The organism is Herpetosiphon gulosus (assembly GCF_039545135.1).
Classification (GTDB): Bacteria; Chloroflexota; Chloroflexia; order Chloroflexales; family Herpetosiphonaceae; genus Herpetosiphon; species Herpetosiphon gulosus.
Genome location: NZ_BAABRU010000011.1, coordinates 142623 through 164352, shown reverse-complemented (window position 1 = coordinate 164352; position 21730 = coordinate 142623). Strand labels below are relative to the sequence as shown.

The window sequence follows — 21730 nt, the reverse complement described above, 5'->3', positions numbered from 1 at the left end:
GCCAATCACGGCAGCAATGCCACTTAAAACGATGCTTTGATCTAGTTGCTCCTACTTGCCGACTTTGACGACCGTTGGACGCAAGACCCGTTCGCCAAGCTTATAGCCACGGCGTAATTCGGCCACAACTTTGTTTGATTGGGCTTCGTCGCCCTCTTCAAACATAATTGCTTCGTGAACATTCGGATCAAATTCTTCATCAACGGCGGGAATTGGTTGCAGGCCAGCGCCTTCAAGCACCGTTTCAAATTTACGTTGTACTTGTTTAACGCCGCCAATCCACTGATTGTTTTCAATTTCAGCGGGAATTTGACCCATCGCCAAGAGCAGGTCATCGAGCACTGGAAGCAATTTCAACATCAAACCAGCGCTAGCATTGCGAATCAACTCCTCGCGTTCGCTTTCGGTGCGGCGTTTGTAATTTTTGAAATCAGCAATTGCTCGCATCCAGTTGGTTTTGTGTTCTTCAACTTCGCGTTCGAGCGTGGCGATCCGTTCGTTCAGGCTTTCGGTTTCGCCTTGAGGATTGGTATCGTCAGTTGATTGTGCTTGCACTTCTTCCGTCATGAGAACTCCGTACCTCCGTAAAGATCAAACTTGTATGATCACAGAATTAGGTTCCCTCACCCCCAACCCCTCTCCCACTGTGGCGGGCGAGGGGAGTTTAGGTTTCTCGCGTAAACAGGGTAGCAGGTGAAATCCTATTCTGATGGTTCTATTTTGCGTTCGCCGTATAAATCGCCCATCAAATCGCTCATCACCCCAGCGATATAACGCACGCTAGAGATTGAACGAGGATAGGCCATACGGCGCGGCCCTAAAACCCCAACCACCCCAGCAACATCGCCATTAACTCCGTAGCGCGACAAAATCACGCTATAGTCGCGCAGTTCATCGCGGCTATGTTCACCACCAATGATCACCTGCACACCATCCGAAGCCAAGGCTTGGGGAATCAACGATTCAAGCATGGTGCCGCCTTCGAGAATCGAAAGCACCTCACGCACGCGGGTCACCTGGCCAAACTCTGGCTGATGCAACATCTCCAGCAGGCCATCGTGATGAATTAATTCGTTGACATGCTCCTCGAATTGTTGCATTGCCCGCGCCACGCTCTCGATCACCAGCACTTCAAAATTGCTGAGTGGCTGCTGGTTGGCAGGCTGGTTGTGGGCGATGGTGGCAATAGCCTTGGCCGAGGCTTCATGACATAGCTCATTAATTCGTCCGGCGATACGGCTTAGTTGCTCTTGGGTTGTATTGGGGTCGGCGGGGAGGGTTTGCTGCTTGACCGAGCCTTCATGCAACACCAACACCAACAAGACCAAGGCATCGTTGATTGAAATTAACTCGATATGTTTGAAGCGGCTCTCATAGGCTCGCGGCGGCGTAACCACCGCCGCAGTTTGGGCAGTTCGTGCCAAAACCGCTGCTGCCAAATGAATCCATTGGTTCAATTCGGAGCGGATTTGATAAAACTGATGTTGGATCATGCGCTGTTCTTGAGTTGAAAGCGCTGCCCGATCCATCAGATTTTCGACAAAAAAGCGATAGCCAGCATCAGTTGGCAAACGCCCAGCCGAGGTATGCAAATGCGTCAACAGGCCAGCATCTTCTAACGCCGCCATTTCGTTGCGGACAGTCGCTGAGCTAACTCCCAAACTCCTAGCAAGGTCTTGCGAGGCTACTGGCGTTGCCGTATCGATGTATTGTTGAATAACCGCCTTAAGAACCCGTCGTCGCCGCTCATTGAGTTCGAGATTCATCGCTCACCTCGCTTTAGCACTCTTGGCCGATGAGTGCTAACTCGGTAAGTTATAAGATTGGCGTGCTCGCCGCACGCCGCTGAATATTGTAACACGCCGCGATAGAGCAAGCAACGGGGCAGCGCTAGCTCTTATATCGCTCTAACATTTAGCCAAATCAGCAACTAATTGCGACTAAATCTCAAAAAATGGGCTAATTTTGGCGGTAACTCGATCTTAAGATCTATGCACATTTTTGCCAGAATGCGCTATAATCGCCAAACGCTATTGCAGATATGATCATCTAGTGCTCTTGGGAGGTTGACAAAACGGGTCGGAGAGAAACTCTGGTGAGCGAGGATGAAGTAGCATCGGGAGGGGTCTGGCAACTCTTCCTTATAGCGTGATGCTGAGCGTTATTCGTTTAGTGTGTAAGGAAAGATTTATGCGTTCAATGCGAATGCTGCGTTTGCTAGCAGCATTAATTGTTGTGAGCATGCTGCCGTTAAGCCGGAGCAATGCCCAAACACCCACCACCAATTCACCAATCAATCGCTTGCTCAGCCAAGGAGCCAATGTTGCCCGCCACAGCCAAACTGGCTATGTGCGCTGGATTGGCGCAGCCGCTGGCACAACCCTCGATCAGCCAGTTGGCTTGAATCGGGCTGATACGCTGAACATTGCCAACACCTATTTGGCTGAATATGGCAATTTGTTTGGCTTAGCTCAAGCCAGCGATGCCACGATTGCCAAAACCAGCACCACCCAAGATGGTCGCCAGGTTGTGCGCTATCAACAGCGCTACCAAGGCGTACCAGTCATTGCTGGTGAATTGCAAGTTCAAGTCAATCAAACTGGCGAATTGCTAAGCATCAACGGCGAAGTGCTGCCAAATCTCAATTTGAGCACCAACGCCAACATTAGCCAAGCCAAGGCAATTAACACTGCCCAAAACTTGGTTGCCACCAAATACGATGTCAATTTGGCAGCGTTGAACGTGAGCAAAAGCGAATTGGCAATTTATAACCCAGCTTTGTTGGGCGGCACAGGCCTGCAAAAGAGCAGCTTGGTTTGGTTTGTGACGGTTGAATCAACCGGCAGCGAACCGATTCGCGAATATGTATTTGTGAATGCTCAATCGGGCGACGTAAGTTTAAGCTTCAATCAAATTGGCTTTGCCAAAAATCGCTTCGTTTGTAACGATAACAACGTTGTCGATAACGACGATAATCCCAATAACAACTGTGATCAACCAAGCGAATATGTACGCACCGAAGGTTCGGCTGCTAGTGGCGATGCCGATATCGATGCCGCCTACGATTATTCGGGCGATACCTACGATTTCTTCAACTTGTTCTTTGGCCGTAACAGTATCGACAACAACGGCATGAACTTGATCTCACTGGTCAAGCACTGCCCACCTGGTGCGGGCTGCCCGTATGGCAACGCCTTCTGGAATGGTCGCCAAATGACCTACGGCCAAGGTTTTGCTGCTGCCGACGACGTAGTAGCCCACGAATTGTCGCACGGGGTAACTGAATATACCTCGAACCTGTTCTACTACTTCCAATCAGGCGCGATCAACGAAGCCATGTCGGATATCTTCGGCGAGTTCATGGATCAAACCAATGGTAGCGCCGACGATGATGAAACCACGCGCTGGATTATGGGCGAAGATTTGGGCGGGATTCGCAATATGCAAGACCCAACCCAAGGCGATCAGCCTGACCGCATGTTGAGCGAATTGTATGTGCTCGACCCTAATTTGCTTGATAGCGGTGGAGTCCATAGCAACAGCGGTGTCGCTAATAAAGCTGCCTATCTTTTGACCGATGGTGATACATTCAATGGCCAAACGATTGCTTCAATTGGCATCACCAAAACTGCCCATTTATTCTACGAAACCCAAATTAGCTCGTTGACCTCGGGCAGCGATTATGCCGACCTTGCTTCGGCCATGCGCCAAGCTTGTACCAGCCTGACGGGCAGTCATGGGATTACCGCCGCCGATTGTGTTGAAGTCAATAAAACCATTTTGGCAACCGAAATGGATCTTCAGCCAACCAACGCGCCAGCCCCTGACATGAAAGCTTGTAGCCCTGGTCAAACCCAAGTTAATGCCTTCCAAGACGATTTTGAGGCTTTGCCCAATAACAACTGGACGGCAAGTGCCTTGAGTGGCAGCGCCGAAACTTGGACGACCAATCCAGCGCCAATCGTTGGGGCATATGCAACTAGCGGTAGTGGCTCAGCAACCAACTATAACGGTGTGTATGGGTGGAATCAAGCAGTTGAAGAATCGGCCTTTACCCAAAATGCGAGTGTCACGGTTCCTGCCAATGGCTTTGCCTACTTCCGCCATGCCTATGATTTCTATGCGCCAATCGATGCAGGTGTCGTGGAATATAGCACCAACAATGGTAGTACATGGCAGTCAGCTGCTGGTTTGTTTAGCTTCAACGGCCCAACCAATATCGCCGAAGATGGCGCGTTTGGGGGCGAACAAGCGTATGTTGGCAATAGCAATGGCTACAACGCCAGCCGCTTGAACTTAGCAAGTTTAGCTGGGCAATCAATCCGCTTTCGCTTCAAGGTCGCGCTTGGCGATACCCCAACGCCAAATCGCTCAGCCACTTGGTCAATTGACGATTTTGCGATTTACAGCTGTAATGGCCCAACTACCCCAGCTGCACCAAGTCTGTTCCTCACCAGCGATGTGTTGGTACAACAAGGCAAGCCAACCAGCGCCACGATCGGCACGGCCTCGGACGATCTTGATTTGGCGGGTGCGTTGACTGTTAGCACTGCTGGTGCACCAGTTGGCTTAAACGTAAGCATCAGCAACCAAGCTGGGATTTTGAAGGCTAATGTCAATTGTGCTTGTAGCAACGCAGTTGGCACATACCCGATCACCGTAACCGTGCGTGATAGCGGCAACCTAACGGCCAGCCAAGTATTTAATATCGAGGTTGAGCCAGCCGGCCAAAGCATTGTCGATGGTGGTTTTGAGCGTGGCCTGAATTGGCAAGCCTTCTCAAATTCATTTAGTGATGTTTCGCCACCATTGTGCTACACCTCAAGTTGTGCTGGTACGCCCCGTACTGGTACAAGTTGGTTGCGGTTTGGCGCACGTGCAGGCACAACTGAAACAGCTTATGCCCAACAAACCTTCACCACAACCGCTGGCGATGCGACGCTTGAGTTCTACCTCTCGATTTACGCTCACAACGGGCGTGGAACCCAAGATTACGTCAAATTCAGCCTTGATGGTGAGGAAATTTTCCGAGCTAGCGATGCCAACACCGAATATGACAATGGCTATGCCAAGGTCACGATTCCATTGACCGATTTGAGTGCAGGTGAGCATGTTTTGCGGATTGATTCGGTCAGCAATTCGACTGCTAATATTGTGCGCTTTAGCATTGATGACATCAGCTTCATGGCTGAAAATAACCAATGCCGTGGCTCAAATATCTATCTACCAATGATTACCAAGTAGATATTTAAACATTCGCCCCACCTTGGTGCTGCCAAGGTGGGGCATTTATTTTAGCTATTCAGGGTAGAAACCCGTAGAGCAATCCTCACGAGCCAGTGCTGCCATAATGTTTGAGGCCAAACACCCAAAAGCGATAGGCGATTGTTATACAGACTAATGCCACCAACGGAGCCAGCCATGCCATCCAGCCAATCGAGTGGCCTAGCAAATAGCTAGCTGGATAATACGAGGCAAAGCCATATGGTAGCAACCATGTCAATAAAATACCGACCGATCGATGATAAAAGGTTAGCGGATATTGCGCAAATTCATTGGTGCTGAACACCAGATTGGTCACCGGAATTGAATCCATAATCCAAAAAGCGGTTGCCGCAGTGATTAAATTCAGAGCAATAAAAATAATGCCACCACTAATGACCATTAATATAATAAAACCAATGCTTGCCAAAGTTATTGGTAATTGCAACTTGACCATTGCATAACCAACTAAGCTAAAACCGACAATAAAATCACCAATCGCATCATGACAAATTCGATCAGCTAATAGATGGAATAATGGATTAATTGGGCGCACTAAGAAACGATCAAATTGACCTGGCCGAATATAATCGCGCCCAATCACCCAAAGATTATCGGCAAAAATATGATTAATGCCTTTGGATAAGGTTAGTAAGCCGTAAATTAATAGAATTTGTTCAAGTGTCCAGCCTTGAATACTCGGAACTTGGCGCAAGACTGCCCACAATGCCACAATGCTCGCAGCTTGAAACAGTATAGTTGAAATCGAACCAATAAAAAAATTCAGCCGATATTCCATCAAAATCTTGAAACGTTGAATGACGAAATACCAATAGAGTTTGCTATAACGTCGCATTATTAGCCACCTTGTACCGTGATTTTGCGCACACTGAATTGAAACATCAAGCGTGAAAGCATTAACATTGCCGCTAACCAAGCCAATTGTTGCAACCAAATTGATCCAAGCTGATCCAATGGCGTGATCCCGCTCAATAACGATACAGGAATCGAAACACTTTGGGCAAAGGGCATCCATTGGGCAACTGTTTGTAAGGATGAAGGTAGCATGGTTAATGGCAAAAGCACGCCACTAAATAGCATTAAAATTGAGCCTCGAACCACTTGTAAACCCCAAACTTCAGTTGAATAAAAAGCGACACAACCAAAGATCCAATCGAAGCAAAACAAAATACTACAACCAAGTAACAACGAAATTAAGAAGCTTAGCCAAATTAATGGATCAGTTGGTAAACGAATATCAAACACTAAAACTGCAAAACTCCCAGTTACTAAAAGTTGTTGGGCCAATGCAATAAATGTTCTGGTAAGATGCCCAACAAAAATTCGTTCTTGAAAATCAACTGGTCGCAATAATTCGCTAGAAATGGTGCCTTCACGAATCCAATAGCCAAATTCTTGGGTATAGCCCCATTGCACCAATGGCGCAATCATACGGGCCAAGATGATATACGTGAGGGTTTGTTGCATAGTTAAGCCAGCAATTGTTTCACGTTCGCTATACAGCGCCTTCCAAAACGAAACATACACAATTGTGAGGAAGAGATGCGCTCCAAGTTGCGACCAAAACCATAAATTATAGGCTAGCATTTCTTTAATATTCATGCCAACCACACTGCGATAGGTGCGCAAACGGTAAGCAAGTTTATTCATTAACCGCCACCTCGTTATAGGCCGTGGGATTTTGGTATAAATGCTTGATGATGCTCTCAAGATCAGGCTCGTTGAGCGTAAAATCGGCCACATCAAGCTGTTGCATCAAGGCTGTGGCTACTTGGCTGGCACTTAATTGGGTGCGATCAAACTTCAATTCAAGGCTATATTCGCTCAAACTTAATTGCTCACAGGCTGGTGGTAATTGCACATTGGTTATTGGTTGGTTGGTTTCAAACGTAATTGTGCGATATTTGCCAAATTGTTGCTTGATTGCATGCAACGGCCCATCGTAGACTTTGCTGCCTGCATCAATGATGATCACCCGCGAACAAAGCTGCTCAATATCGCCTAAATCGTGGGTTGTAAGCATCACTGTGGTATTATGAGTTTGGTTGTAATCTTTAATAAATTCGCGAATCCGCTGTTTAACCATGACATCAAGCCCGATCGTCGGCTCATCAAGGTATACAATTTTGGGTTCGTGAATGAAGGCTGCCGCTAGTTCGGCCCGCATTTTCTGGCCGAGTGACATCGAGCGAATCGGTGTTTTCAAAATTTCATCAAGCTCTAAAACTTCACTGAAATGGCTGAGCAATTGCTTGTAGCGGCTTGGCTCAACTTCATAAATATTGGCAACCAAATTGAGCGATTCGATCAGCGCTAAATCCCACCATAACTGGCTGCGCTGCCCAAACACAACCCCAATATTGCGAGCATTGGCCACGCGCTCACGCTGCGGATCGTGACCCAATACTGAAACTGAGCCAGTCGTAGGGTAGAGAATCCCGGTCAACATTTTGATTGTGGTCGATTTGCCAGCGCCATTGACTCCGATATAGCCCACAATCTCGCCAGCATCGATCTGAAAATTTAAATCGTGAACTGCTACTTTTTCGCGATATTGAGGCCGAAAGAGCGCCTTGACTGCCCCTTTGACCCCACCTTCTTTTTCAATTGTGCGGTAGGTTTTGCCCAAATTACGAACATCAATAACTGACACCGTGGTCTCCTCGTTGGCATGGATGTGAGTACAGGCTCAGTTTAAGCCGCTTGGCCCCAAAGCTAGCCCATCGCATGACTGAGTAAGCATCAGCCCCAAGACTGATTGGGTGCACACAACTTGCATTGGCTGAATCCAAGGATTGTGAACTGAAGGAAGGAGCATTATCATGGATTTAAGCAATACAGTGGCATTAATAACGGGGGCTGGTTCAGGTATTGGTAAAGCCGCAGCCTTGTATTTGGCAGCCAATGGCGCAAAAATCGCTGCGCTTGGCCGCACCGAGGATGAACTTAGCCAAACCGTCGATACAATTAAACGGGCTGGGGGTAAAGCTTTGGCGTTAATTGCCGATATTACTCAGCCTGACGAAATGCAACAAGCAGTCGATCAAACACTTAAGACATGGGGTAAGCTTAATTGTGTTTTTGCCAATGCTGGGATTAACGGGGTTTGGGCACCGATTGAGCAATTGACCCTCGAAGAATGGCAAAATACATTAAACATCAATTTAACTGGCACTTTTTTGACCTTGCAAAAAACTGTACCAGCCCTCAAAAAACAGGGTGGCGCAATTATCATTACCTCATCGATCAATGGCACTCGTACTTTTAGCAATGCTGGGGCAACTGCCTATTCAACCACTAAGGCAGGCCAAGTGGCTATGGCCAAAATGCTGGCCTTGGAGTTGGGTCAATTTAACATTCGGGTCAATGTGATTTGCCCCGGAGCGATTGAAACCAGCATCGAAGCCAGTACCGAAAAACGGGCAATTGAAACGGTGGCCGTGCCCGCCGAATTTCCTGAGGGCGATATTCCTTTAACCCACGGTCAACCTGGTACAGCTGAACAAGTTGCCCAATTGGTTGGTTTTTTGGCTTCCGAAGCGGCCAGCCATATCACAGGCACCGAAATTTGGATCGATGGTGGCCAATCATTATTGCGGGGCTAGCTGAAGTGCATGCCTTCACCCCCTTCCCATCATGACGGTTGGAACTCCCATCGCTCGCCGCAGTGGGAGAGGGGGCAGGGGTGAGGGCATGAAATCAACAATGAATCCAACCCTATCGTTGTTAAAAACCTATCTTTGTAAGTGAAAAGGTTGGGAATGCGGGCATAAACCAATTAGATCGCTTGCAGTAAATATTGTTCGCTATTATCTTCATTAGAGCGAAAAGCCCAAACCCGCCCCGCTTCGACGTTGCCTGCTAAATAATCAAGCAAGGGCAGGCGGGTGCTGGGCCAGCGCAGCGATTGCACCATCTTGGGAATATCGTGCAGATCAAACCAAGCACACTCTTCGATCTCATTATCGGGGTCGTTGATCGCGATTTCGCCTTCGGTTGTACCTTCAAAGGCACAAAAAACCACAGTTTGCTCTTTGCCGACCAAATAGACTTGTGACATATAGGCCAAGGTGCTAGCAGCCGCAACCAAGCCAGTTTCCTCGCGCACCTCACGTGCAAAGGCTTCGAGCCAATGTTCGCCAAGCTCAACTTTGCCCCCAGGAATGCCCCAATAACTGCCATTTTGGCCCTGTTGACGCACCAATAACACCTGATTTTCACGCCGCAGCAGCGCTAAAACAATATGTACAATCGATTCCATAATTCCTCCGTGGGCTAGCGCAACGCCTGCCATAACCCGCGTACCGAAAATTTACTGCCGCGTAACAAAATAGTGGCACGAAATAAACGGGCAGTTAAACTGAGGGTTGCCACGACGGCTAACGCTAGCAAACCAATACTTAATCCTATTTGCCAAGGTGGGACAACCGTCATCACTGAACGAAGCATCATCGTTGATGGGGCGGTAAAAGGGATAACGCTCAGGGTGAGAGCTAAAGCGCCGTTGGGTTTGCTCAGCAACGAGGTAATAAACATCAGCGGAATCATCGCTGGCACACTCACCAGAATAATTAATTGCGATAATTCGCGCATTGATGGACTAATTGCCCCGATGCCCGCAGTTAAGCTAGCATAAAAAAGGTAGCCCAACAGAAAAAAGATTCCCAACAGCAGCCAAGTCATTGGGTCAATTTGCACTTGATTGAGCGCATTGCGAATGGCTTGGCCGCGCAAAACCCCAAGCGCGAGAATTGCCCAAAATCCCAATTGAATAAAGGCCACAATGCCTAAACCAAGCATTTTGCCCGTCAGCAATTGGCGTGGTGAGATCGAGGTCAGCAACACTTCGAGCGTGCGATTTTCTTTCTCCTCTAAAATTCCCTGCATCAACAAACTTGCGCCCATAAAAATTGAGATATAGATCGCCATTGCAAAGCCAATTGGCACCATTGAGCCTGCAAAATTTTGATTTAAATTGCCAGCAACCCGCACATTTTGGCCAATTGCCTCAGCTTTGCTCAGGCTAATTGGTTCAAATAATAGTGGTACAAAATCGATATGTGGTGAACGTAGTTGATTCACCGCCAACAATGTGCGCAAGGCATTCGTATCTGCCTGATCGAAAATGCTGGCCGTCCGAGTGGTGCGGGTTACAACCCCCGATTGATGATAATCTGCTGGAATGATAAACAGGGTTTCAATCGTTGATTGGCGCAAAGCCTCCTCAGCGACGGCTCGATTATCAAATTGCAGCACTGTTGTTGGCGAAACAACCTCGAAATGTTGTTTGAGCACCGCTGCTTGGTCAACCACACCAATACTATGATCGCGGGTGCTGCTTGGGATAAACAGATTGGCGGTGGTTTGGCCCGACGGATCGCCGCCAAACACTTGGGCAAACAGATAAATCGCGCCAATTAGCAAGGGCACACCCAAGGTTGACCAATAAAAGTCTTTTTTGCGCAGGTGATAGAGCAGATCGCGCCGAGCAACAAACCAAATTTTAGCCACGCCCTACCTCCGTTCGCTCAAGATGATTGACATGAATGCGAAAAGAACTTGACTGAGGAAAGCGCCAAACGCCCAAAACTTTCCAAAGATCGTTGGTGGTTAACCCAAGATTGACCGCCCCCCACAAGGCCAAGTAGGCCGAAAGTGGCTCAATTAGCAAACCAAACAGCAACAAGCCATTCAAGGCTAAAGGTGCTAATAAATAGCCAATAACCTGGCGACGAGTAAGCGCTTGGCTGGGGCGAACGCGTGGATAGATTAAACGGCGCTGAAGTTGCCATGGTTGTTGTTGCACGATTAAGCCCAAGCTATGGCTTAGTGTGTGGCCTAATGGTGCGATAATCAGCACAATAATTGCATCAATAATTAACCAAGCCTGAACCCCTTCAAAATCCAGTTGCTGAGCACTCGCATGGAATATATACCGAATCCGCATCAATAAGACCAAGCTAAAAAAACCAACTAATCCACCAATCAAAAATGGTAAACGCCCAGTTAATCCTTCAACAATGCGGGATTGAGATTGCGCTTCGTTTGACATGCTGATCCCCATCTGGCAGCGACACAGCGAACAAACTACCACGCTGCGTCGTTTTAATTAATGCTAGCTTATTATAATCAGTTCCTTGCAAAATTGGCAGGCAGCCAAAAGCGCCGTTAATCAGCATGACGGCGCTTTTCGCAGAATGGGTGATTTAAGCTAAACGTTGGAGTTTGGCTTGAGCTAAAATAGTTTGAACAGTTCGCCCAAAATAGCTAAGCCAAAAGACAATCCCAACAAATTTGAGGCTATCTTCAGTAAAGGTGGCTAACTCATGAAATGGCATAATTACATCGAAAATCATCGATAAAGCCATAAAGCCAACTGCAAACATAAACAATCCATAATCTGTGCTTAACATTCGTGGCAAAAAATAAAAAAGATAGGCCATCCCCAAGCCTAAATAGCCCGCCAACACCAGATTTTCGGGAATATGCAGATGCTTCGGAAAAACCCGTTCGTGTAGCAAAATGGCATCATCAAGCGCCAAAAGCAACGATAAGAGTGCTGATGCCCCTAAAAAGCGTCGCTGTTGATGGCTGGGTTCCAGCAACAACCAACCAACCCCACAAATCCCAGTCGTAGCCGACCACAGCATTACCCCCAAGGTCGAGAGGATGCCAAAATAGAACGGCATGCCCGTAATATCGGCAGGATCACGGGTGAGCGTGCTCAGCGGAATATGATCGAGTTGGCTAAAACTATAAAGAATCAGCAACAAACAAACTACAAACAGGCCGATCCAGCCGATCATGCGGCGGGTTAATGAGTGATGCTGCGGTGCATCGCTATGCAGTTGTTGGCTGCCAAACGCAAAAAATCGTGGCTTCATGCGGAAACCCTTTCTTGAGGCAAGTTGCTTTTGGCGAAATCTACTCTTGAGTATACGCAATCGCCTAGTAGCTGCCAAGGGTGAATTAATCGGCCACGAACCAATTGAAGGTATTGCAAATTGAGGACTATTGGTGCAATTGAGCGCCAACAAGCCTTGCTGCAAGGTACAACCCTCACAGCAAGGCTTGGTTAATGTTTTGGCCAGAGCAATGCGCCCAGTGCGGCAAATGCTGCCACAACGCTAACCAATTGGGCTACATCGCGCCCAAGCACAACCAAAACTGTCACAGTGATACACATAATCACCATTGTTAGCATAAACATCAGCCGCAATGGCCGATTCTGCTGCTGTTGATCAGGTTGTTGACTCATTCGCAATACCTCCTTCATCCAAAACTTGCATTTGATATAGAACACAAGTTCTGTTTAACTATAGCGGATACTGCGGCTGGCTGTCAATCAACGACATTAAATAGTTTTAATTCTCTCATTTTAGCCACTTATTGAGATGGCTGATCCCACACGCGGCTGGCGTTTTTGCGTAATTTGGCTCGCACTGCTTCAACCAAATTGACGTTGGTGGTATCAGCTAATTGCACCAAATAGAGCAATACATCGGCCAACTCGCCCTGCCATTCAGTTTGATCGACAATTTCTTCACGCCATTGCAGGTGTTCAAGCACTTCAGCCGCTTCAAGCGTCAACGAAATTGCTAAATTACGCGGAGTTTGTGGGCGTTTTGAATTGGCCTCGTACCAACCCTTGGAGCGCACAAAGCTATGCATCTCTTGGGTTAACGTAGCCACACTGGCATCAGCGGGGTGTTGGAGTTGGGCTAAAACCAAGGCATCGTGGTTGAAAGCCAGTGGTGGTAGTTGATCGAGTGCGAAAAATTGGGCCAAATCAGCATCGCCACCTGCTTGCAAATTACCGCCGCTGACCGTTGCCCGTAGCCAAACACCAAGCGGGTAGGGCGGCTCGCGATCAAGATTGGAATGAACAGCGATCACTTCGCCAATCTCGGCTTGCAAACCAGTTTCTTCAAGCACCTCACGGGCTAAGCCTTGACGCATTTCTTCATCATGCTCAAGGTAACCACAAGGCAAACACCATAAACCTGCCCGAAATGAGCCAGCTCGGCGAACCAACAGCACTTCACCAAAATCATTTTGAATAACGGCGGCCACTCCAGCCGGAGCACTGGTAAAATGCACCCAACCACATTCAGGGCAGGTCAAGCGCTCGCGGCCACCACGTAAACGCAGCTCCAAACGTTGCCGACAGTGTAAACAATACATCCCAACGTGCTCCTAAACTAGAACAAGTACCATCTTCAGTGTGGGCCATTCTAGGGCTACAGCCCGATTGTCAATTTACCAAAACCATGTATACTACAGCGTAACACATGGCAGCGTGGCCATACGACAGGGCAATGATCGCCTACTCCTCTAACCGGGGGTGGGATTTTTTAATTCCGCCACTTCCGGACACACCACCCACACAAGGAGGCCCGTCATGGAAAATCGTTCGCTCGAAGAACGCCGCTGCCCCGATTGCGGTGCTCGATTGGAACTTGTTGATGATGGCTCGTATCGCTGCGTCGCAGATGAAAGTGTTTGGATGGCTTATGGTCCTAAGCTGTTGCTCAAGCCTGCTTTAATCACCGCCCCCCGTTTAGCTCTTGAGTTGCCTTGGGAATCGCATAAGGTCGCTGCTTAACTTAAAAAGCCCATGGTTACCGCTGCGGGAGCAGAAACCATGGGCTTTGTCATGCGAGTTCACTTCGGCGGGTTATACCGCGCATAGCGTTCAAACAGCCAAATTCCAACTGCTGCAATCCCAATCAACAACGCCGCCAAGGCATAGGCTTCTTGTACATCGGCTTTGCTCAACATGGTCGCGGTAATGCCACAGCCAACGCCTAGCATATAGCAAATCAAGACTGCTTCGCGCCGCGACGAACCCAGCGCCACAAATCGATGCGAAATGTGGTCTTTGCCTGGGGTATTGAAGGGATTGACGCGCCGCCGCAAACGGGCCACGATCACCATCGATGTATCAAAAATTGGCACGCCCAAGACCACAATCGGAATCATCCATGTGACGATGATGCTATTGCTCGGAAAGCGCAGTTTGATGCCGAGCACCGCCAAAATAAAGCCTAAAAACAGGCTGCCAGTGTCGCCCATAAAGATTTTGGTAGGCACAAAGTTATGGCGTAAAAAGCCGATACACGCACCCATTGTTGCTGCCGACAAGGCCGCAACCAAAAACTGACCATTCAAAACGGCTAGTTGCAAAAAGAAGGCTGAGGCAACCGCAGTCAAACCAGCCGACAAGCCATCCATGTTATCCAAGAAATTAATCGCATTCGAGATACCCGCCACCCAAGCAATCGTGATTAGGGCGTTGAGCCATGGCGAGGCAAATAATTGCACCTGAATGCCAGCGTAAATCAGCACAAAGCAGGCGATAATTTGGCCTAACAATTTCAATGAGGCCGATAAGCCCCATTTATCGTCGAGCATGCCACACACAACCACAATCGTCGCGCCGCCCAAAATCGCCGCCAATTCACGCAGAATAAATTGGTCATCCCAAATCAGCAGCGTAACCACGACCCCGCCATAAATTGCCAAGCCACCCAGCAACGGCACAGGGTTAGTATGCACTTTGCGGGCATTTGGTTGATCAATAATCCCAACCGCGATCGCCAAACGGCGAACTAAGGGCGTGCTGACAATCGACATGGTTAGCGCCGAAAGAAAGATTAGAAAGATTTGGGCTAGCGAAACACTCATAAGGATTCTCTTGATGAAAATTAAGGATGGACTAAGTGCCCTCACCCCCGACCCCTCTCCCACAGAGGCGGGCGAGGGGAGTTCCAACCGTCATGGTGGGCTGATTCCCCCTCGCTCGCTAGGCGGGCGAGGGGGCTAGGGGGTGAGGGCACTTAATTATGGTTTACTTTGGCCAAGTTGGCTCTGAAAAAAGCTGACCAGCTTTTCAAAGGCCGTTCGGGTATCAGCATAGGTGGTGTTGAACGTCGGATCAACTGCACCCATTTTGTCCATTTCAGCCAAGGCTAGTTGGGCTTGGGTCAAGCCAGCATCATAGCGTTGGCTATCGCTCAGCACTTGGGTATAAATCTGGCGATACGACATATCACCTGGTTTGCTGGCAATCGCTCGCTCGAAGCCTGTCAAGAAGCTATCAAACACCACAGGATCGCTTTGCATCGAGGCAAAGGTTGCTTGTACCCGTGCAGTGCGTTCAGCTGGCAATTCAGCTACGTCAACCAAGCCACTGCTGCTGAGCGCTCGTGGATCAAGCGCCAAGGCATTGGCAAAGGCTAAAGCTGCATTGGGCAAATCGCCCTTGCGGCGGTAGGCCTCGCCCAAGCGAATGAAATTGAGCGACCATAATGGATCAAGTGTGGTCGCTTTGGTTAATTCGGCAATCGCTGTATCGTATTCTTGGCGATACAAATACAACATGGCCCATTGACCAGTCAATTCAACATCCTGGGGCGCGACCGTGTGCGCTTGTTTGTAGGCCTCAATCGCTGCATCAAGGTGCATCCGTGCGCCTTCAGAGTCGCTTTGCTCGGTGTTGCGGAACCACGATGAATGCAAGCGGCCTAAATTAGCCGGATGATCTTTGTTCTGGGGATTGAGCCGCTGGGCTTCTTCCAAGGCCAAGCGTGCGTAATCCAACACTTGCAATGGCCCAAACTTGGTCAAGAAATCGCGGGCAACGGTTTGCAACCCAGCCACGCTATATTCAGCGTCGGGCAAATCGGCTAGCTCAGCATCAGGCCGTGGACGGCTATTCAGCACTTGGGCGATCGCTGCATTTTGATTTTCGCTGACCAACTTGTTTTGCTCAATGCTCAAATCGGTGGCCAAAGTCATCAAGGCTCGCCCATACATCAAGAAATACAAATCTTCGTTGGGTGCATGTTCGACCGCATCCTGAATCGCAGCAAAGCCCAAAAGATGTTGATCAAGGCCTTGGCCTTGGTCGATAAATTGTTTGCCTTGCAAATAGCGCATATCAGCAAAAATATTATCGAGGTTGAGAAACCAAACCAACAGCAAGACAATTGGCACAACGACTGCATACAAAATCCGTGCAGGAGCCGCGCCAGTTACGCCGCTGCTGGTGCGGCCACCACGGCCAGCAGGGTTACGGCGAGCATTTTGGGCAGCTTGGCGTTTGGTGCCAGCTTTGGCTGGGGTTGATTCGGCGGCTTCTTCAGCGACTGGTGCAGCCACAACCGCTGGCTTTGTGCCAAGTTGATAGGCTCCAGCGTGTGCCCCAGCAAGTACGCCAACCGCCATAATCACCCAGGTATAGAGCAACGACGAAACAATTGGAATCCCAAACAGGTTTTCGACAAAATTGGCCGCAACTGCCGAAAGCACCGTAATAATCAGTAATTGCCACGTAAAGCTCAGCGATGCTTCGAGCGGCTTGGCATAGCCCAACCATGTGGCGAGGCCAACTACCAACAAGCCCACGCCGCCAGCGATCAAGCCAAGTGCGAGGCTCTTCAAAAACACTGCGAAGAAGATGCCAATTCCCAGCATAAAGAGCGTGGTTAGGCCTAAATTGATCAGCCGTGGAATGCGTAGCAGCCGCAGCATAATAATTAAGAATGAGCCAAATAAGAACAAATGGCTAAACAAGCCAATCGCGCCTTTGGTGACCAATTCGTCCAACAAGGCTTGGTGCGAACGGTCAGGCGAAGCCCCGCGCGATTCATAATTAGCCAAACGCGGTGGGTAAAATGGGTTGTAGGCCACAAACATCGATTCTGGCCCCCACCCAATTACCGTGCGCAACGGATCGCTCAAGGCCAAACCAACTGCGCCTTGGGTATGCTCATCGCCGCGCCAAATCAACACCCGCACCAAACCAGTCCCGCCCTCAGTTTCAAGCAAGTTGCCCAAACGATTGATATAACGGTTACTTTGGCGTAGCCCACTAAAACTGCTTGGATCAGTGTTGAGCACAACTAAGAAGGCGGCTCCAGCCAGCGAAAGTACAACCCATGCACTCAGCGCCGCGCCAAAAATTCGTTTGAAGTTGGTGCTACGGAGGCCTTGCAATAAAAAGAGGGTGAAGAAGACGAAGATGCTGACGAACATGCCGATTTGCGGGCCACGGCTTTGGGTAAAGAAGATAATTACCACAGTGAAGAGGCTTAGTCCAGCATAGATTGCTGCACTGAACCATTGCACAATTGCATGAGCAACAGCTTCGCTGCGGCGTGGCAAGGCTACCACCAAGCCATAGAAGCCAAAATAGGCCGCCATCGCCAACAAGAACCATGTACGGAAGTCGCTAGCACGCTCAGCGGTTGCCATATCAAGGTTATAGCAGGTTTGGTTGATTTGACCTTGGCATTGATCGGCAGTTAAATAACCACCCAACACCAAACTCAGCATATACAGCAAAATCAAGCCACCAGGCAGATATAAGCGCCAATCGGTGCGGCTACGCGTGCTAGTTACCCACGAAATTAATGGCAACGTACTACCAGCAACAATCACCGACATTGGGAAAATCCACCAATGGCCGATACCCAGCAAGGGTGCTTGTAGTAATGCTCCCAACTTGAGTGTGGCATACAAAAGGCTTAATTGACCAAGCGGAATCAAGCCCAAGGTGACAAACCAAGCAGCATCTAAACCAACTGAGTTTGAGCCATCACCATCAGCCCGTTTGGTCGCCATCAAACTAGTAATTAAGCGATACAACATAAAGGGCAGGGTTAAAATCAAATAAGCAGCCACGAAAATCGAGTTGCCCATGCTTGAGGCCACCCGTGCTGCGGTATCGCCAGCCCATGGCAAGGGGTCGCTACGCTGATATTGCACCCAACCATAGCCCAAGGTTGGCAAGGTCGTGGCAATAATCACGGTAATGATCCGCTCAAGTTGCTCGCGGCGGCGCACATGAGCCAACATCGCCCCAAAGACAACGACATACGAGAAATTGGTGTAAAAGCCTTGAAGTCGATTATAGCCCCCAAAAAAGCTGGTAAACACCAATACCGAGGTGAGCGTGGTAAAGAAAAAGACCCCAACATAAACGATAGCCGGAGCAACCAACGGCGAGCGCCACCAATCGCGCCAACGCGGCCACGAACGAAAAACTTGGCCGCGTTCAAGCCAATTGATAATCCACGCACCGCCAAGGATCATCACGATTGAGCGCAAGGCCACCGCTTTATCTGGCTCAAAGTGGCGGTCACTGAGCAAACTAAAATAGACCGGGATCATTGCTAAAGCCAATAGCCAGCAGGCTTCCATCACCCGCCGCGACCATAGGCTGATCGTTGTCTCGCGTGAATCCAAGGCAGACTCCTTCAAAGGCATGGGTATCTGAATTTCAAGTTATGGGTTGCTGGTTGCCAGTTTGTAGTTGGCAGCCCGTTCGAGCATGGCGCTGGCCGAGCGACGGCTGGCTTCGCTCACAGGTGTTCCATCAAGCATCGCCGCTAGTTCTTCGATGCGTTCTTGTTCGCTGAGTGGTTGCACAAAGGTTTGGGTGCGTTGGTTGATAACTTGTTTGGCAATCGCAAAATGGCAATCACCAAAAGCAGCAACTTGAGGCAAGTGGGTAATACACAATACTTGATGGGCATCGCTAATGCCCCATAATTTTTCGCCGACCACATGGCCAGCCCGTCCCCCAACTCCCACATCAACTTCATCAAAAACCAAGGTTGGCACACTATCAACTGCTGAAAGAATCGATTTCATCGCCAAGAGCAAGCGTGCCGATTCACCACCAGAGGCGATTTTAGCCAATGGTTTGAGCGGCTCACCAGGATTGGGGCTGAGTAAAAACTCAATCTGATCAATCCCCGTGCGATCAAAGGCGAGATATTGATCATCAATTAATACGCCTTGTGGATCGCTGCGCTGTGATAATTGAACATGAAATTTAACATGCGGCATGGCCAAATCGCTCATAGCAGCGGCAATCCGCTCAGCCAATTCATCGCCTGCTTGGCGACGGCGGCGGCTCAGTTCAGCAGCGGCCAGTCCAATGCTTGCCAGCAATTGCTGTTCTTGTTGCACCAATTCGGCAATATGTTCAGCGCTGTAGTGCAAGGTTTCGAGTTCGTCGCTGGCACTGGTCAAGCGTTCGAGCAATTCGGCAGCATCAGCAGCGCGATATTTTTTAGCCAAATCGCGCAACTCAGCCAAACGATCTTCGATCACTTCGAGGCGGCCTGGCTCAAACTCCAGCCGATCGCGATAAACCCGAACGCCTTCAATCACATCGTCAAGCCGATAGCGCACTTCAAGGATTTGCTCGTTCAATCCAGCCAAACTTGGGTCTAACCGCAGCAATTCGCTCAACAGATTGGCGACATCATCAAGGCTATCGACGATTGAGCGGGTGGCTGAACGCCGTTCGCTGGCTGGTGTGCCAGTTCGCAACAAACGATAGATCGTATCAACCGTGCCCGTGATTTTAGCACTATTTTGTAATAAGCCGCGTTCGTTAGTTAAAGTGGCCTCTTCGCCAGCGATCAACTTGGCGTTGGTCAATTCCTCAACCAAAAAGGTCAATTCTTCGATCCGTTCAAGGCGACGCGCTTCGGCGTTACGTAAGGTGCTAATTTGGCTGCGCACTGCTTCAATTGCGATCACCAGTTGACTAAGCTGTTCGCGATCAGCAACAACTCCAGCATAGCGATCGAGCAACTCAGCGTGCATGCGCACATTGAACAAAGTTTGGCTATCGTTTTGGCCGTGAATATCGACTAAGCGCCCACCAATATCGCGCAGCACGGCACTACTCACGGCGCGGCCATTAATCCGGGCAACGCTACGCCCGCTGGCTCCATGAATTTCACGGGTCAGAATAATCTGATCATCGTCAGCACCATCAAGGCCATATTCGGCTAAAATAGGTAGAATATCAGGGCGATCAGCCAGTGTGAAGATGCCTTCAACCCGGGCTTGATTGCTTCCAGCTCGCACAAAACTGGGATCGCTTCGTTCGCCCCGTAACATGCCGAGTGCATCAATCATAATTGACTTACCGGCTCCGGTTTCACCCGTCAGCACATTAAAGGCAGGGGTAAAGTGCAGGCGTACTTGGTCAATAATTGCGAAATCGGCAATAAATAATTCTAGCAGCATAGACTCTCGTGTTTGCCCTAAAAAAAACAGCCGTTTGCGAACACCACAACGAGCTGCATGTAGATCAATTGTACCATATTCGCTTTGGATAGCCCATTTGATTCAATTGCCAACCTTGGCTAATCAGTCGAGATTTGCTGGTCACGAACCTGCTGTAGATATTTGATGTTGCTTTCTCTGGTACAATGCCAAGGTTGTGAGTGCCTTGAGCAATTGCAACCACATCCTTATTATTAATATGCTTATTCGAGATTAGATGATATGACTGATCAATTACCACCAGCACAGCCACGCCAACCCCAACCATCACAGGCGCGGCCCGAAGCAGCCCCACCACAGGTTGCCGATGCCCAATTACGTCAATTGGTCGTAGCTTTAGATAACACCAACGATCCCAATCATGAACGGGCTGAGGATGATCTGATTCGTTTAGGTGCGCAGGCTGTGCCATTGCTGATCGATGCGCTTGATCCACGCTATCCATGGTTGCGGGCGTATCGAGCTGCTGAAGCCCTCGGCCAAATTGGCGATGGCCGCGCAAGTCGTCCCTTGAGCCAAGCCTTAAATCACCCCAACAGCAATGTGCGCTGGGCTGCGGTACGAGCGTTGGGCAAAGTTGGCGATGGTCGAGCCTTGTTGGCCTTACGCCGCACTGCCCGCGACGATCGCAGCCGTACCAGTTGGGGTGAGCCTGTGGCTGCTAGTGCCGCCGCAACGTTGCGCGAAATGCAACGGACGAGCACAATCCTGCGACTTTCCGACCCAATCCGAATTGCCTTGTTGGTTGCAGTAGCCTTCTTTGCCTTATTTTGGGCAAATGATCGAATTACCACCGTGCGCGGTGCCATCAACGAGTCAAATCATGCAGTTTGGGGCACTGCCGTCACGCCAATTTTGCCAACCGCAACCCCAGTCAGCGAAGATCTCAGCAGCGAAGACGATCCTGAAGAGGATTTGGTTGAGGAAACGCCCACGCTTGATCCTGCGGCGACCCCAACCTTGGCTCCGGCAACTGCCACTGTGGTTGCCCCAACCGCCAATGTTCGGCCAGCGCCAAACACCAACAATGACCCAATCGCCCAGTTGAAGGCTGGCGATAATGTGCAAGTGCTTGGTCAATCTGGCGACTGGTATGAAATTCAGTTGCCCGATGGGACTGGTCGTGGTTGGGTTGCCTCAAGTGTGCTCGGCCCACCAAGCGGTCCTGTGCCAACGGTTACCAATTAAGGAGCATAGAACATATGGATCGGGCTTGCGATAGCTCGATCCTCATTTGTTAACCCAGCGACGCAGAGTATTCGAGGGATCAGGATTCAGGGGCTAGGGGTCAGGCAAAATAGCGAGAATCCAATTACCACATTAGGTCTAGCAAAATTAAGCTAATCATAGCAAT

18 protein-coding genes are annotated in these 21730 nt (G+C 49.4%); 4 read left to right on the top strand and 14 right to left on the bottom strand.

Features of this window, described 5'->3' with window-relative positions; translation table 11 throughout:
- Positions 1-51: 51 nt before the first annotated feature.
- On the bottom strand, positions 52-567 hold the full coding sequence (gene grpE, locus ABEB26_RS16185; RefSeq protein WP_345723085.1) for a nucleotide exchange factor GrpE: 516 nt from the start codon (positions 565-567) through the stop codon (positions 52-54).
- A gap of 134 nt (positions 568-701) precedes the next feature.
- Positions 702-1766: a heat-inducible transcriptional repressor HrcA gene (gene hrcA, locus ABEB26_RS16180; protein ID WP_345723084.1), complete on the bottom strand. Its 1065-nt coding sequence runs from the start codon at positions 1764-1766 to the stop codon at positions 702-704.
- A 424-nt stretch (positions 1767-2190) separates the two neighbouring features.
- Here hrcA and ABEB26_RS16175 point away from each other — a divergent pair, with 424 nt between their 5' ends.
- Positions 2191-5244 (top strand): M4 family metallopeptidase, encoded by a 3054-nt coding sequence (locus ABEB26_RS16175; RefSeq protein ID WP_345723083.1) that lies wholly within the window; start codon positions 2191-2193, stop codon positions 5242-5244.
- 85 nt (positions 5245-5329) lie between these two features.
- On the opposite strand, the gene ABEB26_RS16170 is transcribed toward ABEB26_RS16175, so the two are convergent.
- From ABEB26_RS16170 to ABEB26_RS16160, 3 genes are read right to left on the bottom strand one after another with little or no spacing between them, the layout of a single operon-like run.
- On the bottom strand, positions 5330-6118 hold the full coding sequence (locus ABEB26_RS16170; RefSeq protein WP_345723082.1) for an ABC transporter permease: 789 nt from the start codon (positions 6116-6118) through the stop codon (positions 5330-5332).
- A gap of 2 nt (positions 6119-6120) precedes the next feature.
- The gene (locus ABEB26_RS16165) at positions 6121-6933 is read right to left on the bottom strand and encodes an ABC transporter permease (protein ID WP_345723081.1); all 813 of its coding nucleotides are present in this window, start codon (positions 6931-6933) and stop codon (positions 6121-6123) included.
- Entirely contained in the window at positions 6926-7936 is a 1011-nt protein-coding gene (locus ABEB26_RS16160; RefSeq protein WP_345723080.1) for an ABC transporter ATP-binding protein, read from the bottom strand. Before ABEB26_RS16160 ends, ABEB26_RS16165 begins: the two co-directional genes overlap by 8 nt.
- Positions 7937-8105: 169 nt before the next feature.
- Here ABEB26_RS16160 and ABEB26_RS16155 point away from each other — a divergent pair, with 169 nt between their 5' ends.
- Complete coding sequence (locus tag ABEB26_RS16155) at positions 8106-8888, top strand: SDR family oxidoreductase (RefSeq protein ID WP_345723079.1); 783 nt, start codon at positions 8106-8108, stop codon at positions 8886-8888.
- 173 nt (positions 8889-9061) lie between these two features.
- Here the strand turns inward: ABEB26_RS16155 and ABEB26_RS16150 are convergent, their stop codons facing one another.
- From ABEB26_RS16150 to ABEB26_RS16125, 6 genes are all read right to left on the bottom strand, one after another.
- Positions 9062-9544: an NUDIX hydrolase gene (locus ABEB26_RS16150; protein ID WP_345723078.1), complete on the bottom strand. Its 483-nt coding sequence runs from the start codon at positions 9542-9544 to the stop codon at positions 9062-9064.
- Positions 9545-9558: 14 nt separating this feature from the next.
- A complete protein-coding gene (locus ABEB26_RS16145) occupies positions 9559-10794 on the bottom strand; it encodes an ABC transporter permease (protein ID WP_345723077.1) in 1236 nt (411 codons plus the stop codon).
- Positions 10787-11335: a DUF3267 domain-containing protein gene (locus ABEB26_RS16140; protein ID WP_345723076.1), complete on the bottom strand. Its 549-nt coding sequence runs from the start codon at positions 11333-11335 to the stop codon at positions 10787-10789. The genes ABEB26_RS16145 and ABEB26_RS16140 overlap by 8 nt, the downstream gene beginning before the upstream one ends.
- A 154-nt stretch (positions 11336-11489) precedes the next feature.
- Entirely contained in the window at positions 11490-12167 is a 678-nt protein-coding gene (locus ABEB26_RS16135; protein WP_345723075.1) for a hypothetical protein, read from the bottom strand.
- Positions 12168-12358: 191 nt separating this feature from the next.
- Entirely contained in the window at positions 12359-12541 is a 183-nt protein-coding gene (locus ABEB26_RS16130; RefSeq protein WP_041304637.1) for a hypothetical protein, read from the bottom strand.
- Positions 12542-12669: 128 nt separating this feature from the next.
- Positions 12670-13467 carry an NUDIX domain-containing protein gene (locus tag ABEB26_RS16125; protein ID WP_345723074.1) on the bottom strand — a complete coding sequence of 266 codons (798 nt, stop codon included), beginning with the start codon at positions 13465-13467 and terminating at the stop codon, positions 12670-12672.
- A gap of 217 nt (positions 13468-13684) precedes the next feature.
- On the opposite strand from ABEB26_RS16125, the gene ABEB26_RS16120 reads away from it, so the two are divergent.
- Positions 13685-13888, top strand: coding sequence for a hypothetical protein (locus tag ABEB26_RS16120; protein WP_345723073.1), 204 nt, complete (start codon positions 13685-13687; stop codon positions 13886-13888).
- A 59-nt stretch (positions 13889-13947) separates the two neighbouring features.
- Here the strand turns inward: ABEB26_RS16120 and ABEB26_RS16115 are convergent, their stop codons facing one another.
- From ABEB26_RS16115 to recN, 3 genes are all read right to left on the bottom strand, one after another.
- The gene (locus tag ABEB26_RS16115; protein ID WP_345723072.1) at positions 13948-14970 is read right to left on the bottom strand and encodes an MraY family glycosyltransferase; all 1023 of its coding nucleotides are present in this window, start codon (positions 14968-14970) and stop codon (positions 13948-13950) included.
- 156 nt (positions 14971-15126) lie between these two features.
- Entirely contained in the window at positions 15127-18534 is a 3408-nt protein-coding gene (locus ABEB26_RS16110; protein WP_345723071.1) for a tetratricopeptide repeat protein, read from the bottom strand.
- Between the two features lie 39 nt (positions 18535-18573).
- Complete coding sequence (gene recN / locus ABEB26_RS16105; protein WP_345723070.1) at positions 18574-20337, bottom strand: DNA repair protein RecN; 1764 nt, start codon at positions 20335-20337, stop codon at positions 18574-18576.
- A 261-nt stretch (positions 20338-20598) separates the two neighbouring features.
- Between recN and ABEB26_RS16100 the strand changes: the two genes are divergently transcribed.
- A complete protein-coding gene (locus ABEB26_RS16100) occupies positions 20599-21564 on the top strand; it encodes an SH3 domain-containing protein (protein WP_345723069.1) in 966 nt (321 codons plus the stop codon).
- Positions 21565-21730: the final 166 nt, after the last annotated feature.

What these genes read in the sequence shown, in the direction of transcription:
- grpE (WP_345723085.1), bottom strand. Translation starts at nt 567, where the DNA reads ATGACGGAAGAAGTGCAAGCACAATCAACTGACGATACCAATCCTCAA.
- hrcA (WP_345723084.1), bottom strand. Translation starts at nt 1,766, where the DNA reads ATGAATCTCGAACTCAATGAGCGGCGACGACGGGTTCTTAAGGCGGTT.
- ABEB26_RS16175 (WP_345723083.1), top strand. Translation starts at nt 2,191, where the DNA reads ATGCGTTCAATGCGAATGCTGCGTTTGCTAGCAGCATTAATTGTTGTG.
- ABEB26_RS16170 (WP_345723082.1), bottom strand. Translation starts at nt 6,118, where the DNA reads ATGCGACGTTATAGCAAACTCTATTGGTATTTCGTCATTCAACGTTTC.
- ABEB26_RS16165 (WP_345723081.1), bottom strand. Translation starts at nt 6,933, where the DNA reads ATGAATAAACTTGCTTACCGTTTGCGCACCTATCGCAGTGTGGTTGGC.
- ABEB26_RS16155 (WP_345723079.1), top strand. Translation starts at nt 8,106, where the DNA reads ATGGATTTAAGCAATACAGTGGCATTAATAACGGGGGCTGGTTCAGGT.
- ABEB26_RS16150 (WP_345723078.1), bottom strand. Translation starts at nt 9,544, where the DNA reads ATGGAATCGATTGTACATATTGTTTTAGCGCTGCTGCGGCGTGAAAAT.
- ABEB26_RS16140 (WP_345723076.1), bottom strand. Translation starts at nt 11,335, where the DNA reads ATGTCAAACGAAGCGCAATCTCAATCCCGCATTGTTGAAGGATTAACT.
- ABEB26_RS16135 (WP_345723075.1), bottom strand. Translation starts at nt 12,167, where the DNA reads ATGAAGCCACGATTTTTTGCGTTTGGCAGCCAACAACTGCATAGCGAT.
- ABEB26_RS16130 (WP_041304637.1), bottom strand. Translation starts at nt 12,541, where the DNA reads ATGAGTCAACAACCTGATCAACAGCAGCAGAATCGGCCATTGCGGCTG.
- ABEB26_RS16125 (WP_345723074.1), bottom strand. Translation starts at nt 13,467, where the DNA reads ATGTATTGTTTACACTGTCGGCAACGTTTGGAGCTGCGTTTACGTGGT.
- ABEB26_RS16120 (WP_345723073.1), top strand. Translation starts at nt 13,685, where the DNA reads ATGGAAAATCGTTCGCTCGAAGAACGCCGCTGCCCCGATTGCGGTGCT.
- ABEB26_RS16115 (WP_345723072.1), bottom strand. Translation starts at nt 14,970, where the DNA reads ATGAGTGTTTCGCTAGCCCAAATCTTTCTAATCTTTCTTTCGGCGCTA.
- recN (WP_345723070.1), bottom strand. Translation starts at nt 20,337, where the DNA reads ATGCTGCTAGAATTATTTATTGCCGATTTCGCAATTATTGACCAAGTA.
- ABEB26_RS16100 (WP_345723069.1), top strand. Translation starts at nt 20,599, where the DNA reads ATGACTGATCAATTACCACCAGCACAGCCACGCCAACCCCAACCATCA.